The organism is Microcoleus sp. B3-D7 (assembly GCF_036705305.1).
Taxonomy (GTDB): Bacteria; Cyanobacteriota; Cyanobacteriia; order Cyanobacteriales; family Microcoleaceae; genus Microcoleus.
The window spans coordinates 1-14204 of sequence record NZ_JAUBUE010000080.1; the positions used below are offsets into that span (position 1 = coordinate 1).

The window sequence follows — 14204 nt, forward strand, 5'->3', positions numbered from 1 at the left end:
GCTTAAGGAATTGCTAAAAGAAGAACAGAAGGCGATCTCTCAACTGATTGCCCTAATTGACCAACACCTAGATTGATGTACTTCCCTGATAGAAGCCGAGGTGATTCTTCAAAGATGTTATGAGGTGGTCAATAGACACGCCTCTTCATCTTTTTAAGGGCACGAACCTGAAAGTAATCAAAAGTTTTAAACCAAAACCTACAGTGTGTTAATACTTTTAATTTATTATTACGTTGTGGTAACAAAATGAGAATATGGCAGCTCAAAAGTTAACTAAAAAGGAGCGATTTTGAAGGTAACAGGTAAGAACGGCTAACCTTTGTATGCCATGGTATTATAAGCAGTTATAAAAAAATACAGCCGAACGAAGAGTAACGGTGAAGCGGGATTAGTTGTTTCAATTCGCAGGTCGTGACGCTTATTTGATAAAATGATTAGATTGTCGTTTAGTTTTTTTTGCAGCGGGCGACACCTCCCCCAATCTGGGGGTTTTTTCTTTTGAGTTCACTTGCTTTGTGAGCTGTTCTGTGGGTTTTTAAATGCTACCAATCGAGTTATATTTGGAATATGTTGTTTTGATATTTGGCTATCAAATATGGAACTAACCAAATACAGTTGGTGGGGAGAATCCAACGAGCCACCAGAACATCTGAAAACTAAAAAGCAATTGGGTGAATTGGGACTCTCGCCTCTGAAACCTTCAGGCGTTATCCCAACGCGAAAATACGACGTGCTCCTCTACGATATCAACAATCCTGAATGTTGCTTGCCGTCCCAAAAGAAAACCCACCCAAAAGCAATTGGAAAACCTAGCTGCCAACCGCCTCAAAGCTCAAATTAAGCGGGATTATCAAGAGTGGTATCGAGAAGTAAGTTTTGTCGAAAGAGATAGGGTAAGAGCGGTGAAGTGGGCAAGAGAACAGCTTCTTGCTCCTGATGAATGGTTGATTTTGGATACTCAAACTACTGGCTTCGATAATGCAGAGATTGTGGGAATTGCAGTTATTAACTCGCTGGGAGAAGCGCTGCTCAATACACTTGTCAGACCTGCAACTTCTATTCCCGCAGAAGTAACAGATATTCACGAGATAAAGGATGAAGATGTAAAGAATGCACCCATCTTTCCAGAGATTTATCCTTCTGTTGGGTAAGTTATGAAAGATAAGCGAGTGTTATCTATAATTCTGCCTTTGATATCAAAATTTTAAATTACTGCTGCAATTTGCACGGTTTGCCAATTCTCAATTTAAAAGAACGCTCCGAATGCCTTATGGAATGGGCAGCACAGTGGAGGGGAGATTGGAGCAATTATTATAAAGATTATAAATATTTTCCTTTGCCTGATGGAAACCACTGAGCGCTGGGAGATTGCATCGCTGCTATGCGAGCTAATTAAACGCATAGCAGCGGATTCGGATCAAATCAATTGTCCAGTGCCGATTCCTGAAAGTAAGCGTAAATCCAAAAGTCAATGACGCCGTGTTCTTCGGGAGAGAATGCTAACAGTCTGGAAGAAGAAGCTTATGATGAGGCAATTGGAGTTATCCCCAAAACCATGACAAACCCCGAGCCCACTGACTATGCTGCTCTTATCCGCGCTGTGATTCCCAACAGCGAACGAAAGCATCCTGAGTGGCTAGACCCCGGACAACAGCTCTGTTCTCCCAAGTACGGACAAGGCACGGTTATTTCTTGGGTGGGCAACACTCTTATAGTCAAGTTTCCCGGATACTTGATTCCCGTTCAATACAAAAATTGGCAGCAAGCTGTTGAAAGGGGTGAAATCGCCCCTGGGGAAGCATCTAAAACACCAGAATTCTTATCCGAAGCTGAAGAAAACGGTGCAGGTGAAATACAGCCTGCTAGCTTTTGTCAGGTAAGTGCAGCAGAAATTGCCGCTATTCCTCAATTAAAATTTAGAGCGGTCGCGCTTGAGTTAGCTTCACATCTTAGCGCTGTTCGCATTACCCCTCCCGCCTCTGGTTCCTTGTACGCCATTCCCAAAGACTTGCCCTGGCCTTTACAAAATGCTCTTCGGGGATTGGGAATTGAGGAACTCTATTCGCATCAAATTGAAGCCCTAGATTGCCTGCGTCAGGGTGGCGATTTAAGTATTGTGACTCCCACAGCATCGGGGAAAACCCTGTGCTACAACCTCGCAATTCTCGAAGATTGTCTGAAGAATCCCCAAACCTCCGCGCTCTATATTTTTCCGCTAAAAGCTCTAGCTTTCGATCAGTTTCGCAAACTCCAGCGCATTGTCGAAACCTTTCCTCAAGAACAGCGGGTAAAAGTTGGACAAATGACAGGCGATACTCCCTACACCGAACGTTTGAAACTCTTTGTACCTCATCTCCCCAATATTTTAGGGGTCAGTCCCGACTTGCTGCACTATCAATTATCCAAGATTCCGCGCGTCTCGCAATGGGAACCCTGGCGAGAATTTCTGCGACGATTGCGTTGGGTAGTTATTGATGAAAGCCACTCGTATACAGGCGCTTTTGGTGCTCATTTTACTAACCTAATGCGCCGTTTGCGTAGGGCGGTTGACAGCGTGGGAGGCAACAGCAGCCAGCTCCAATTTATTTGTTCTTCAGCTACAATTGGCAACCCGCGAGACATGGCAATGAGATTTAGCGGTAGAATGTCTCAACCCGACCAATTGCATTTAATTGAAAGTAGCGGAGCGGGGAGTGCTGGAAGAACTGTTCTGTCTTTGGCTCCTAGCGACACAGCGAATTCCGATGCTTGCAAGATTGTGTTATCTTGGCTGCAACAAGACTTAAGCGGAATTGTGTTTTGCAATAGTAGAGGAGCCGTTAAGAAGCTGGTAGATTTAATTCAAAAAGAAAGTACGCGACACGGAAATAGTTATTTAGCACAAAAAGTAACGGCTTTTTACGGCTCGTTGAAAAGCGAGCGTCGCCAAAACATTATCAACCAACTGCAAAGAGGAAAACTTAAAGTAATTATTTCCACATCAGCACTAGAAGCGGGTTTGGATTTACCGGAATTAGATTGCTGTTTGGTGAAGGGATATCCCGGTTCTATTATGTCCTTTCGTCAACGCCTGGGGCGTGCCGGGAGAATCAATCCGGGATTAGTAATCTTTTTGCCAGTTTCCCAAAGTTCCCTCGATTATTATTACGGTAAGCATCCCGAGCAATTGCTATCAGGAGAAGTAGAAAGCGCCGCCTTTAATCCCAATTATCCTACCATTGTGAGCAAACACATTGAATGTTGCTGCGTCGAAAGCGGTTTGCCTGCTGTTGAGGTAGAAAGCCGATTTGATGCTGTGGGAGGTGCGGTTGCGGAGGAACTGCTGGATCAAGATAGACTCTTCCTATCTCCCAATAGTACGCTCCGAGGGTGGGGAGAACCTCATGGGCGAGTCAATATTAGAGGCAACGCTATAGATGCTGTTGAATTAATTGATGAGAACACGGGAGAATCCTTTGAAGAAATGTCGCGCGACATTGCCTATCGAGAAGTATTTTCCGGTGCAATTTATACGGCTTTTGACGAAAGCAACCGTTTAGTTACTTATCGGTGTCAGAGCCTAGATATCGACCAGAACAAAGCAATCCTCCAACCCTTTGAAGAAGACCCCAGCTTGTTTACGGAACCTGATTTAGACCTGCAAATCAAACTTTTAGAAAACCTAGAAGAGTCCCACATTATCCCTACCAGTTTACCAGAAGCAAGGTTGAGGTTAACTTGGGGATGGGGCGAGATTACATCAGAAGTAACGGGCTACAAACTTTGTAAAAGAGAATACCGACCAACTTGCACTAATGTCAAATGTCGCCACCACCAACAGCCCCTTGAAGGTAAAATATGTACGTCTTGTGGTCGGAATTTGAAATCGATTGAAATGAATACACTTATTAAATCAGTCTCGTTCAATCCGCCCTATCAAATACAGTACCAAGCTCCCGTTGTTAAAGTCGAAGTAAATCCCCCTCTGATTGCAGCAATTACAGGTGAAATTGACCGCCACAAAGCTAGTGCAAGAACTCAATATGGAAATGATATTCCTCAAGAGTTAAAGGGTTTGTTTGGGGGCAATGCAGTTATGGTTGCCCTGCACAGTATGGCTCATCAAATTCAATTAGCAGTTCCCCTCGTCGTGCTTTCATCTACTCGCGATGTGAACTGTACAGTAGAACGAGATGATTCGGGTATCGTCGCCTATTTTTTTGATACCACAGATGGGGGAAATGGAGCATCTGAAGAAATCGGGAAGCAGTTACCGTTATTCGCTGCTAAAGCCATGTCTCTTGCCTTAACTTGCGAATGCTCTGACGGATGCCCTAAATGCTTGATTCAGATTGGCTGTCCCCAGCAAAACCATGGACTGCACAAGAAAGTCGGTCTGTTTCTGCTAGAAGCAATAGCTACAAATTCTTCAATTTAACAGCCGATAAATTGTCCCGTCCCTATTCCCCAGAAGAATCGATGAGCTCCCAATCAATACCATCATCGGAGAACAGAGATAACTGCCCTGGAGATACGTTAGACTGACCCCTATTGTGGTACGAAAGATGGCACGCAGTACACAGGGCGACTAAGTTTTCGAGACGGTTATCCTCTGGTATCCGATTGCGGTGGTGCACCGCCAAAGTCAAAGCACACCGTTCGGATTTAGTTAAACCGCTTTGTTTACCGGGTCTGAGGCATTGTTGATGGCACTTAGCGCAGCGCCACCCCGCATTTTCCTTGATTGATAGCGCAATCTCAGACCAATTATCGGGATACCTCTTTGGTTTAGGCATAATAATTGTAAACGCTCATCTTTCTCTAGTATGGCGAGATCTTTTGTTGCCATTACTCAGAATACCGCCTCATCTAGACCTAAAAGATCTCGCATTCGGGGAGTTTGGCCAGGGCGGGGCGGGTTGGGGTTTTGGTTTGGGTTTTTAGTAATGTTAGGGGTGAGGAAGTTCACAGCCTCAGTGGCTGCTCACGGCATCTCTCAATCAGGAGGCAAAAGGGATGGATCAGGCAACTTTAAGGCAAATGGCGATGGCTACGTTTTCACAAGTTGGCATTCAATTGGATGAAGCTAACGTCAAGGCGGAGATTGACGATAACTGGTTTCTTGGTGGTAGTGAGCCAACCAATCAACTTTACTTTGTGCATTTGCTAGTTGACGGACAAGGGCGGGAAGAACCGGGGCTACATGGTTGGGTAGAGTTCAATTGGAAAGGAGAGGTGCTCCCGTTGGGAGCTGCTGGAACAGGATGAATATGGTAAGCAAGAAATTGCCAGCAGCAATGATGGGATTGAGTACAGCCGCATGAATCCCCCTATCCGTAAGCCCATGCCCATTCGCTATCGACCGCTCTTACCCCCTGCCAGCCTCACGCCATAAGGGCGGTAGTTAGTGCATATCGCCATGCCCCAGCGAGTCTCCATCAGCCACCATTTCTGAGAGAAATGTCAGGGGATTGCTCATATCAGCAGCGAAACCAAGGATGGCGCGATCTCGATGTTCGTAGACTAAATCTCCCTGAGCATTAAATAAGAAAGTTGCGCCTCGTTGAGTGAGATAAGCAGCATTTGGAACATAGGTTTTCCAATTACTCAGCACTTCTCCCATATTCCGCAGTCGCATAGTTGCCAATTCAAATGGACGTTGAAAACCCTTGCCGCCGGCCCACCGGAAAGTAGAGCCTTTGAGGGGTGGAAGAGGAAAAGCCTGGATAATTTCATCATCACCAATTAATTGAGGTGCTCTTGCGTCGCCTCGATATCCTCTCCATACTTCTGCCAGAGTGCCAGGGCTACCAATTCCGGAACACATGAACAATAGATTGAGGTAAGCATTCATAGCCGCCGATAAACCGGGTAGTTTTAACGATAAACCTGGATACAGGTCAAGTTGTTGGTGCAGTTGACCAGCGGGATCTACAAACAAACAGTCGGTCGGAAATCCTGTATAACTACAGAATCGCTGACCCGATGAGAGTGAGCCAATTCCCACAGCTCGGATTGCTATCCCTTGTGCTTCCAGCCGTTGAGCGTCCCGCCGCAACCACCAAGCATATTCAAGGCTGTCGAAATCTCCCAATTGTGGCAAAAGCACCACCAATTGCCTCATAGAGGATTCGCAACCGCTCAAGATGGGTAAAACTGCTCCATCACTCACCCGTTGGCGTTCGGTTTGGCTCAAGAGGGTATGGATATTCATCGGCTAATTATCTATTGAGGAATTGGGAAAGTAGAAAATCATCAGTTGTTGGACAGATGCTTTACTCACATCAAATCGGGCGGCTACTTTCGGAATTGATGTATCACCTGGTTGAGATGCTTTAACTATCGCGCTTGAGCTGGCAGGGTCTGTCTACCTGTGCTACTTTAGCTCATATGAGCCGCTGATGTCCGGCGATCGCCAATGCTCTCTCCGCGAGAGCAGACTCAATGAAATTGGTGCCGACAAGCGTGAAATATTTTGACAGACTAACTGGAATCAGCGTCAGTTCACGGCATTTGTAGCTAACTTTTCGCTCGGCTTTCCCAGATAAAGAATACCGAGAGCAATGGTCGCTCCCGGTATCAGCTTTTCCAGTTTCGTTGTTGCTAAGTAAATCCAATCAGGCTCAATGAAAGGAAAATTTGCCTCATTCAATTAAGCACAGCTTTCTGCGTACTGAGTTCACCACTAAACACGCTTGCCCCATTGTTATTGGTTAGCCTGTTCCAAAGCGGGATTTGTTGAAGCTCCAGCAATTTCGGCCAAATTAATCTTGACGACTTTATTGCGGGCTTCCGTCACTTTGGGCAGAGTTAGCGTTAGAATGCCATCTTTGTATTCAGCTTGCACAGAGTCGTTTTGAATGTGTGCGGGCAAGGGAAGCGTCCGGTGGAATTTGCCGTAGCGGAATTCTGAGCGGACGTAGCGGGGTTTTTCTTCTGTGTTTTCGTAGCGGCGTTCGCCAGAAATAGAAATTGCTTCGCGGGTGACTTGAACGTCAATGTCTTTGGGGTCAATTCCAGGCAGTTGCGCTTTTAATACGAAATTGTCCCCAGCATCAGCCAATTCCAGAGCTGGCATCCAAGCGGCTTCTGAGTTATCTCTCGTTGCTGCCCGTTGGTCAAATACTTTATCGAGTTGCTCGCGGATGGTTTCAATTTCCGTGAATGGTTGCCAGTAGCGCATCAACATAATCTGTCACCTCAAAGATTGGTAATGCTTTATAAGTTTGTTTGGGTTGAAGCTCATTGCTTACAGTTATTATGATGCCGTTTTATAAGCAGAAAGAACAGTCAGGAGAACCCTACTCTGTTGGTCGTATTTGCCCGAATAAGTGCGAAACAATCGGGATACTTCGCCTTGAAGAAAACCGTACAAAGCTATTCCTAGAAACCGAAAATGCTGTGTCAACGCCATGATGAGCCAGCCGAGCGAACTCTGCACGGCGCGAGCGGGGGAAGTATCGCTGGTGTTAACCGTACCAAAAGCACGGTGCGGGTGATGTGTAGCAGGGTATGCACTTGATGAGTGGGAAAAACAAAATAACATACTAAGTAAACCTGACTTAATTTACTACACTTCACGGTCGGCGATTGCTTCCCTTTCCCAAAATACGGCCACCAGAATCTCGGCACTAATTGCCAAGGTTCCCCCGTCTGTTTTGCCTAACATAGAGGTAGAGTTAGGCACAACGGCGTTAGTCCAAGCCTCACTCAGATTGACTCATCTAGCCAGGACACCTGGGCTTCTAGCTTGTCACAACACTGGCGCACTAGACGCAAACCCTCATCTAATGGAAGTTGATCGCTTGTTGGGGGAAATTCTTGCAATATTTCGGCTTCTATCGTCTAATAGCGCTCCAGGTCTTTGATCGGTTGTGCCAGAAAATTTGCTTTTTCACCAGCATCTCCCATAGCAAATTGCAAAATTGAATCCACGTACACCTTAACCTTGGGATTTTTGACTCCCTCTGTAGCTGAGGCATAGAGTAATTCACCATTGAGATATGCAAAATCTGATACATATAGGCGATCGCCTACTAATTCAAATATCTGCATTCCTTTAGCGGGTCTTACTGTTAAGTTCTCGCGTCTGACTCGATTAGCCGCATTTTCTAGCAATATAATTACAGCTAAAATTACGCTGGGATAGTTACTGTCTTAGCTAGGTTCCTCTGAGACTTTTACGACCAGTTTTCCCTTCTTGTTGCCGTCGAAAAGTTTTAGGATTGCTTTCGGTGCATTTTCCAAGCCCTCGATAACCTCCAGAGCATATTTAATTTTTCCCTGATTGAGCCACTGTCCGAGGTCGCTTATTGCTTCTGACCATCGGGGAATATAATCGAGGATAATAAACCCCTGCACGCGAACACGCTTCATCAGAATCTGGCTGTAATTATAAGGACCGGGAACAGGCTCTGTTGCATTATAAGTTGAGATTAAACCGCATAGAGGAATACGTGCGTGCAGATTAATTTTGGTCAGCACGGCATCAAGAATAGAACCACCAACATTATCGAAATAAACATCAATTCCGTTGGGACAGGCTTGAGCGATCGCGCCTTCCAAATCAACGGTTTTATAGTTAATCGCTGCATCAAACCCAAGTTCTTCAACAAGCCAGCGGCATTTCTCATCAGAGCCAGTTATACCCACTACACGACAACCTTTAATCTTGGCAATTTGTCCAACAATGGAACCAACTGCTCCTGCTGCTGCTGACACGACCACAGTTTCTCCAACTTTTGGCTGTCCAATATCCAAAAGCCCAAAATAAGCCGTGCAACCCGTAGCTCCTAGGGGTCCCATGAATGCGGTGAGCGGACAGGGCAAAGGGTCAGGTAGTTGCGTGAGAGAAAAGCCGCTGTTCCCTTCAGCAATCGCATAATCTTGCCAACCCAGCAGACCCGAAACCAGATCTCCCTGTTTAAAATTTTGATTCAAAGACTCTTCAACCACACCGATAATACCACCGCGCATGACTTCCCCCATTTCAACGGGAGGCATATACTGCTCCATGTCGCTCATCCAAATGCGATTGGTAGGGTCTAGCGAAAGATATATAGACCGTACCAAAACTTCACCCTCTTTAGGGCTGGGGATTGGTTCTTCCCGATACTCAAAATCGCTTTCCTTTATGTCACCAACAGGACGAGATGCCAAGCGTAACTGCCGATTTATCCCTGTTTTCATAGCTTTATTCTTGAGTAGTCCTAGATCCCTGATTTACAAAAACGAGATGCTCCCCTGCCAGATTACCAGGCAGGATGAATTGCCAACCCAAATTCTGCCACAGCACGGTACAACATGGATCGCTGACGATTTTTGAGCGCCCGCTTCTAATTGTGCATTAGCAATCGCGCCTACTGTTGAGTAGAGAAATCCGGAGTGTTTGTCGGCTGAGTGCTGTTAGGGGTTGGGGTTGTGCCAGTTTGATAGTAAACGCCGCGATACTTCAGGCTAACCCTTGGTTGCAGCACTGGCGGCTTTTTCAAATTGCTTCATCTCCCATCTAAGTTGTAGCTCGCACCTTCGAGTTCCCACAATTCCTCAGATGCGGCGTTGGGGTTTTCTTGAAAGTCGGGGCAAGTGTCGGTGTCTGAGCCTGTGGGGTGAACGGCACAAACTAAGTAAGGATTGCACGCGTAGAGAAGACATCGATGGCTCCGCCCCGGCGGATGGAGCCTACGCATTCGGGGAATTGGGGCATGGTAGGCGGGTTGGAGTTTTGCTTTGAGTTTAGTTTCTCCCAGAATCTGGTAGCCTGAAAAAAAGAATTGCTATTTTTCGATAGCGCTGGCGATGTTTCTAAGTTCTTTCTCAATGCGGTCATATCCATTGCCCCAAATGATATTTGGTCCTAATTGACGAGCGATATCAACTTCAAAACTTTGTTGATACGTGCGGTTTGCCATATCCGAATAAGTTAAGTTGATCTCGAATGGAGGCAAAATTTTCTGCCTGCCGAATGTATTTTCATATTCATAAATATCAAAAAACAAAGGAAATTTCTCGCAAATAATAGGAATCTGTAGAGAAAGTTTTTCCTCAAAATTTGAATGTAGTATTTTGGGTGGCGCGTCAATTTTAATAGAAACATTAATTGCAGCGGCCGCGTTCAACGCAACGATACCGAGTTGAATAACTCCACTATTTCCCGGCTTCACGCGGACAAGATGGCTGAGTAAAGGTGTTCTCAATCCCCGCCGAGCGTGAATAGCTTCGACAATAAAGTGATTTGCCGGAAGAGTATGCGCTCCAGCCCTAATGTAGTAACGGTGGTCGTTAGCCATGTGCGGGCCTATTTCGCTTTCACCAAAGCCAATTAGAAATACACCCTTTCCCGGTTCAATATTACAACCGGAGCCATTATCTTCAATACTGTGTACCGCATAAGCCGATTTAGGTGTCACCTGTGAAATTACCTGATCGATCCAATCCCGTCGCGACTGCCGCCCCACGTTAAGAGATATTCCTCCATCAGGCTGACCGTTCCCATCTACTCCTGCAACAAACAATCCACCCCCGCTATTCCAAAACCCCGAAGCAGCCTTGGCAATTTTATCGCCGAGCCCTTCATTTTTAATTGCACTGCTTTTGTACTCGTGTTGGTCATCTTCGGCAGAAGGTAGAAACTCTGATAAATCTAGGTCTTCGAGTTTGAGAATATCGTTAGGCTTTGTCGGGTCAAACATTCAAGGTACTTTGAGGATAAAATGAACAAATTCAACCAGCTAGCGTAGCTGTAGGAGCGATCGCACTTCTGGTCAGTTAATCCCATCTGGCAAGTACAAATCATCACCTGGAAGCCGCCGTTCGATAACCTCTTTTCGGTTCTCCAACATAACCGACTCAACGAATTCACCAAACCGCACATTGTACTCTCTTTCAGTACGTTTGATGCTGAATGCTGCATCAGCCCGCCGTTCGATGGATTCTGCCATGCTGGCTTGAACTAAAGCTTGAGCTTTTACGTTGCCTTTGGTTGCTTCATTGAGCCAATATGCTGTAGCTAATGCAATGGGAATGGGCTTGATTAATTGAGCGTTACCTTCCACTGGAATGCTTTGAGCTTGCGTAAAATTGTATCCGCCAAAAGGCAAAGCTAAAGCCGATTTCCCAGTGAGAAACTTAGTTAATGCGCTACCCTTCTTATCCACCGCATTCATAACTCCAATCGCATCGACTTTGTAGCCGCCGTCGGGTAACTGGTAAACATGAAGCCCAATTGCACCTAAAAGGATGGTGGCGGAAATAGCTTTAACTGTCATTTCTTAGTTCAAATAAATTACAATTGCCAGAGATTAGCCGGCTTTTGACTAATTAATCAACGATATCTCTGAGCAAATAATTTAGTTTGCGGACTACCGAACCTAGCAAGTAGTGTTTGCTCTACATAGAACAATCCACCGTTGAGAGCGATGACTTAGAACTTCGTATTGGCTGTCCTAGGTCGCAGAACTTCGACATTCAGCTCTAGTTTTTCTCCCAGCTACAAAGAATGTAGGGTGTGGTCTGCCACATCGTCCCCTGTTTCGGGATGGACGAGAATATCTAACCCCTCGTGGTGGAGCATCAACCAAGGAACGACTGTGCCAAACTCCGAGGGTAAAAACGCAACTTGATACATGGCTTGAGGGTGGGGCCCAATGGGTTTGTCGTGCCAACGCCCTAGCTGCACCTCAAACTGAGTCAATCCTTCGCGTACACGCGCAGCAGCATCACGGCGATCGGTGTCAAAGTAAATATGTGCGTGAAAACCAACAATTTTGATGGTGTCTGCTTTCATGATTTTTAGTGGGTTATTGAGCCAGCACCTGCACAAAACGACTGTTAACTTCAGGCGAACCTGGTGAACGCCACTTCGGGGTGTGGGTTGCGGGTGTTAGCGCGAAGCAGCGATAGCACTCTTCGGGATTTGGGGTGGGGCATGGGTTGGCTGTTGGTCGGTGTTTTGGTGGCGATTGCGGATAAAACAGCAATTTACCGCACTCCTGATGTGGCTAAGGCTGACCGCAAGCCGATGGTGCTTAAAAAATCGAGGATTTCTTGCGGGAGTTAGGGTTACAAGCGACCATTGTGCAGAAGTCATCGCATCGCTCTTTTCCATCATGCAGCATCCTGTACCACTTGTGGATACGCAGAGAGGCGGATTTGACAGCGTTAGAAAAACTTTTTAAACAGTAGAGTACAGGCAATTGATAATTTCTAAGAGGACAGAAGAATTAGTTACACCGTCAGGGGATTGCCGTGATTCCTTTAGAAAAAGTTCTGCACCTAGCCAAAAGTTCAGATGGCTCACCCAACCTAAAGTCAGTTTATGGTTCATCTTTTGTATGGGCTGAAAACTAAACAATGAGTTAGTATCTTCCTTGGGTTTATTCCTGTAAAGTTATTTTGTCAAGAAACTTCAAGCAGAAATAGTCTAAAGGCTTGTTGGTTAATTGAAAACTTGAACAGCTTATAAATTGGAGGCATTTTATGTCCTATACAGTCACCACAAAAATGAAGGACTCACTTTTTCTAACTACATTTATAGGGTTTATTGGATTTAGCTGTTTCTTATCTATATCTAAGCTTGTCTTAGCTGGAGCGCCCGCATGTAATGAATACTTCGATGGATGGCAATATCTTTGTCAAAAAAAAGGTGAGGCTCGTCAGGATACAATTGGAATTGTTAACAAAAGTGACAAGACTGTTTGGTTTTATGTTAAACAAGTATTGACAGATTCTAATTGCAATATGAATTTACCAATGCAGCAGGAATCAAAGAGGCATGAACTCAAGGCGGGTGATTCAAAAGCTTTTAATTTTTATGACACTAAAAAAGGTCAATGTAGACAAATTTTAGTTTATAATTGTGAAACGGCAAATGAAATAGGTCGTGCTATCCAATGTCCTAAATATTTAAAAATAAATCCCTAAAGCGGACTAGGTAAAAATTTCTTGTGGGGTAAGGATTCAGGTAAAAATAGTTCCGCAGAGAGCCGAACAATAGGGTAATGTAGTCAGATGAGCGAAAAGTCAGAGTTATCAGCAGCACTAAAATTAGAAATGGTTGACCAGTTGAGCCGTGAGGATCTGGTCAAAATTGTGCTCACCCAACAGAAGCTGATTGAAAAATTACAACAAAAGCTCGAAAAGCTCCAAGAGAGACAGCCCAGTAATAGTAAAACATCATCAAAACCACCATCGAGCGATCTGATACAGAAATCAGAGACAGCCAAAGTTGACAATTCAAAAGAGTCAGAGTCAGAGTCGGAGTCCCAACCTGCATCGCAAACCAGGAGGACAGCCGGGACATATCGGTAAAACCCGAAAAGGATTTGGGCGAGTAGATAGATATCAAATCAGCACTCCTGAGTATTGTGAGCATTGTGGTAGCCCTGAATTAAGTGATGCGATTGGTTTGAGCTCGCAGCAGGTAGCCTGTGCCGGTGGCCTTACCTATTGAAGTGGTGGAATATCAACGAGTCAAATGTCAATGTAATGAATGTGGAGCAATGGTGATGGGTGCACCAGCATTAGGGATAGTTCCAGGACAAGATTTAAGCATCGACCTACAAGCATTATTGGTATGGTTAGGTAATTATGGGCACATATCCTATGAAAAACAACAAGAGTTCCTGCGCGAACTAGGTGGAATCGAAATTGGGATAGGTCCAGGACAAGCAACAAACGCGCGGGTAGCTGATACTGTAAAGCCTGCCGTTGAAGAGCTATGGCAATGGGCACGCCGACAAGCTTTCCGTCCATGTGGATGAAACTCCGTGGTGTGTTAAGGGAGTCAAAGAATGGTTATGGACAGCTACGGGTCAAGATTTTTGCCTGTTTCATGCCGCAGACACTCGCAGTAGAGCCGAATTAGAGACAATGCTGGGGAACGAGGCAAGCTGGTGTGTTGAGTTCCGATGATTTTAGCGTCTATAACGGTGTGATTGTGGGAGGGCAGCAGAAATGTTTAGCCCATCTACGGCGACATTTTAAGAAAGTTTTGCATATGGGCCACGGTAATAACACTGTCGTCGCTTCTGCATTTTTGGAATTAATTGATGAGGCATTTCGACAACATCGAATTCAGGGCGGGAACACCCCCAAGAGCTTGATTATCACACTTGGGCAAGGGACTTTAAGACCAGGTTGGCAGAATTGTTATAGTCATTTCAAATAAGTATGAGACACTCTTTCTGCACAATAAGCACGAATAACTTCATCAAGAGATGTGCCAG

General features: G+C 45.3%; 20 protein-coding genes. 10 read left to right on the forward strand and 10 right to left on the reverse strand.

Annotated elements, in window-relative coordinates:
• Positions 1–595 precede the first annotated feature (595 nt).
• The 3 genes from QUB25_RS28340 to QUB25_RS28350 all read left to right on the forward strand — a co-directional run bounded on the left by QUB25_RS28340 (position 596) and on the right by QUB25_RS28350 (position 4417).
• Positions 596–841, forward strand: a complete 246-nt coding sequence (locus QUB25_RS28340; protein ID WP_333188620.1) for a hypothetical protein — start codon at positions 596–598, stop codon at positions 839–841.
• Positions 801–1151, forward strand: coding sequence for an exonuclease domain-containing protein (locus tag QUB25_RS28345; protein WP_333188622.1), 351 nt, complete (start codon positions 801–803; stop codon positions 1149–1151). Before QUB25_RS28340 ends, QUB25_RS28345 begins: the two co-directional genes overlap by 41 nt.
• 320 nt (positions 1152–1471) lie before the next feature.
• Positions 1472–4417: a DEAD/DEAH box helicase gene (locus QUB25_RS28350; protein WP_333188624.1), complete on the forward strand. Its 2946-nt coding sequence runs from the start codon at positions 1472–1474 to the stop codon at positions 4415–4417.
• Positions 4418–4439: 22 nt separating this feature from the next.
• Here QUB25_RS28350 and QUB25_RS28355 read toward each other — a convergent pair whose 3' ends face one another.
• Positions 4440–4775 carry an HNH endonuclease gene (locus tag QUB25_RS28355; RefSeq protein WP_333188626.1) on the reverse strand — a complete coding sequence of 112 codons (336 nt, stop codon included), beginning with the start codon at positions 4773–4775 and terminating at the stop codon, positions 4440–4442.
• Between the two features lie 220 nt (positions 4776–4995).
• Between QUB25_RS28355 and QUB25_RS28360 the strand changes: the two genes are divergently transcribed.
• Positions 4996–5247 carry a hypothetical protein gene (locus QUB25_RS28360; protein ID WP_333188628.1) on the forward strand — a complete coding sequence of 84 codons (252 nt, stop codon included), beginning with the start codon at positions 4996–4998 and terminating at the stop codon, positions 5245–5247.
• 136 nt (positions 5248–5383) lie between these two features.
• Here QUB25_RS28360 and QUB25_RS28365 read toward each other — a convergent pair whose 3' ends face one another.
• The 9 genes from QUB25_RS28365 to QUB25_RS28405 all read right to left on the reverse strand — a co-directional run bounded on the left by QUB25_RS28365 (position 5384) and on the right by QUB25_RS28405 (position 11764).
• Positions 5384–6193: a peroxiredoxin-like family protein gene (locus QUB25_RS28365; RefSeq protein ID WP_333188630.1), complete on the reverse strand. Its 810-nt coding sequence runs from the start codon at positions 6191–6193 to the stop codon at positions 5384–5386.
• Between the two features lie 492 nt (positions 6194–6685).
• Positions 6686–7168, reverse strand: coding sequence for an Hsp20/alpha crystallin family protein (locus QUB25_RS28370; protein ID WP_333188632.1), 483 nt, complete (start codon positions 7166–7168; stop codon positions 6686–6688).
• Between the two features lie 69 nt (positions 7169–7237).
• Complete coding sequence (locus QUB25_RS28375; RefSeq protein ID WP_333188634.1) at positions 7238–7525, reverse strand: hypothetical protein; 288 nt, start codon at positions 7523–7525, stop codon at positions 7238–7240.
• A gap of 299 nt (positions 7526–7824) precedes the next feature.
• Positions 7825–8034 carry a hypothetical protein gene (locus QUB25_RS28380; protein WP_333047031.1) on the reverse strand — a complete coding sequence of 70 codons (210 nt, stop codon included), beginning with the start codon at positions 8032–8034 and terminating at the stop codon, positions 7825–7827.
• A gap of 102 nt (positions 8035–8136) precedes the next feature.
• Complete coding sequence (locus tag QUB25_RS28385) at positions 8137–9168, reverse strand: NADP-dependent oxidoreductase (protein WP_333188636.1); 1032 nt, start codon at positions 9166–9168, stop codon at positions 8137–8139.
• A gap of 308 nt (positions 9169–9476) precedes the next feature.
• The gene (locus QUB25_RS28390; protein ID WP_333188638.1) at positions 9477–9668 is read right to left on the reverse strand and encodes a hypothetical protein; all 192 of its coding nucleotides are present in this window, start codon (positions 9666–9668) and stop codon (positions 9477–9479) included.
• 87 nt (positions 9669–9755) lie between these two features.
• Positions 9756–10670 carry an ATP-binding protein gene (locus tag QUB25_RS28395; RefSeq protein WP_333188639.1) on the reverse strand — a complete coding sequence of 305 codons (915 nt, stop codon included), beginning with the start codon at positions 10668–10670 and terminating at the stop codon, positions 9756–9758.
• Between the two features lie 72 nt (positions 10671–10742).
• Positions 10743–11246 carry a hypothetical protein gene (locus QUB25_RS28400; RefSeq protein ID WP_333188641.1) on the reverse strand — a complete coding sequence of 168 codons (504 nt, stop codon included), beginning with the start codon at positions 11244–11246 and terminating at the stop codon, positions 10743–10745.
• A 221-nt stretch (positions 11247–11467) separates the two neighbouring features.
• Positions 11468–11764 (reverse strand): DOPA 4,5-dioxygenase family protein, encoded by a 297-nt coding sequence (locus tag QUB25_RS28405; RefSeq protein ID WP_333188643.1) that lies wholly within the window; start codon positions 11762–11764, stop codon positions 11468–11470.
• A gap of 63 nt (positions 11765–11827) precedes the next feature.
• On the opposite strand from QUB25_RS28405, the gene QUB25_RS28410 reads away from it, so the two are divergent.
• The 6 genes from QUB25_RS28410 to QUB25_RS29955 all read left to right on the forward strand — a co-directional run bounded on the left by QUB25_RS28410 (position 11828) and on the right by QUB25_RS29955 (position 14146).
• Positions 11828–12037 carry a hypothetical protein gene (locus QUB25_RS28410; RefSeq protein ID WP_333188645.1) on the forward strand — a complete coding sequence of 70 codons (210 nt, stop codon included), beginning with the start codon at positions 11828–11830 and terminating at the stop codon, positions 12035–12037.
• 419 nt (positions 12038–12456) lie between these two features.
• Positions 12457–12900: a hypothetical protein gene (locus tag QUB25_RS28415; RefSeq protein ID WP_333188647.1), complete on the forward strand. Its 444-nt coding sequence runs from the start codon at positions 12457–12459 to the stop codon at positions 12898–12900.
• A 129-nt stretch (positions 12901–13029) separates the two neighbouring features.
• On the forward strand, positions 13030–13287 hold the full coding sequence (locus tag QUB25_RS29945; protein ID WP_445251994.1) for a DUF6444 domain-containing protein: 258 nt from the start codon (positions 13030–13032) through the stop codon (positions 13285–13287).
• 125 nt (positions 13288–13412) lie between these two features.
• A complete protein-coding gene (locus QUB25_RS28420) occupies positions 13413–13739 on the forward strand; it encodes a hypothetical protein (protein WP_333188649.1) in 327 nt (108 codons plus the stop codon).
• Positions 13732–13890 (forward strand): hypothetical protein, encoded by a 159-nt coding sequence (locus QUB25_RS29950; RefSeq protein WP_445251992.1) that lies wholly within the window; start codon positions 13732–13734, stop codon positions 13888–13890. The genes QUB25_RS28420 and QUB25_RS29950 overlap by 8 nt, the downstream gene beginning before the upstream one ends.
• Positions 13874–14146 (forward strand): IS66 family transposase, encoded by a 273-nt coding sequence (locus QUB25_RS29955; RefSeq protein WP_445251993.1) that lies wholly within the window; start codon positions 13874–13876, stop codon positions 14144–14146. Before QUB25_RS29950 ends, QUB25_RS29955 begins: the two co-directional genes overlap by 17 nt.
• The last annotated feature ends 58 nt before the right edge of the window (positions 14147–14204 follow it).

Coding starts and splice junctions, on each gene's coding strand:
- QUB25_RS28375 (WP_333188634.1), bottom strand. CDS start 7,525: ATGTTATTTTGTTTTTCCCACTCATCAAGTGCATACCCTGCTACACAT.
- QUB25_RS28370 (WP_333188632.1), bottom strand. CDS start 7,168: ATGTTGATGCGCTACTGGCAACCATTCACGGAAATTGAAACCATCCGC.
- QUB25_RS28355 (WP_333188626.1), bottom strand. CDS start 4,775: ATGCCTAAACCAAAGAGGTATCCCGATAATTGGTCTGAGATTGCGCTA.
- QUB25_RS28385 (WP_333188636.1), bottom strand. CDS start 9,168: ATGAAAACAGGGATAAATCGGCAGTTACGCTTGGCATCTCGTCCTGTT.
- QUB25_RS29945 (WP_445251994.1), top strand. CDS start 13,030: ATGGTTGACCAGTTGAGCCGTGAGGATCTGGTCAAAATTGTGCTCACC.
- QUB25_RS28390 (WP_333188638.1), bottom strand. CDS start 9,668: ATGCGTAGGCTCCATCCGCCGGGGCGGAGCCATCGATGTCTTCTCTAC.
- QUB25_RS28415 (WP_333188647.1), top strand. CDS start 12,457: ATGTCCTATACAGTCACCACAAAAATGAAGGACTCACTTTTTCTAACT.
- QUB25_RS28350 (WP_333188624.1), top strand. CDS start 1,472: ATGACGCCGTGTTCTTCGGGAGAGAATGCTAACAGTCTGGAAGAAGAA.
- QUB25_RS28400 (WP_333188641.1), bottom strand. CDS start 11,246: ATGACAGTTAAAGCTATTTCCGCCACCATCCTTTTAGGTGCAATTGGG.
- QUB25_RS28340 (WP_333188620.1), top strand. CDS start 596: ATGGAACTAACCAAATACAGTTGGTGGGGAGAATCCAACGAGCCACCA.
- QUB25_RS28360 (WP_333188628.1), top strand. CDS start 4,996: ATGGATCAGGCAACTTTAAGGCAAATGGCGATGGCTACGTTTTCACAA.
- QUB25_RS28405 (WP_333188643.1), bottom strand. CDS start 11,764: ATGAAAGCAGACACCATCAAAATTGTTGGTTTTCACGCACATATTTAC.
- QUB25_RS28395 (WP_333188639.1), bottom strand. CDS start 10,670: ATGTTTGACCCGACAAAGCCTAACGATATTCTCAAACTCGAAGACCTA.
- QUB25_RS28365 (WP_333188630.1), bottom strand. CDS start 6,193: ATGAATATCCATACCCTCTTGAGCCAAACCGAACGCCAACGGGTGAGT.
- QUB25_RS28380 (WP_333047031.1), bottom strand. CDS start 8,034: ATGCAGATATTTGAATTAGTAGGCGATCGCCTATATGTATCAGATTTT.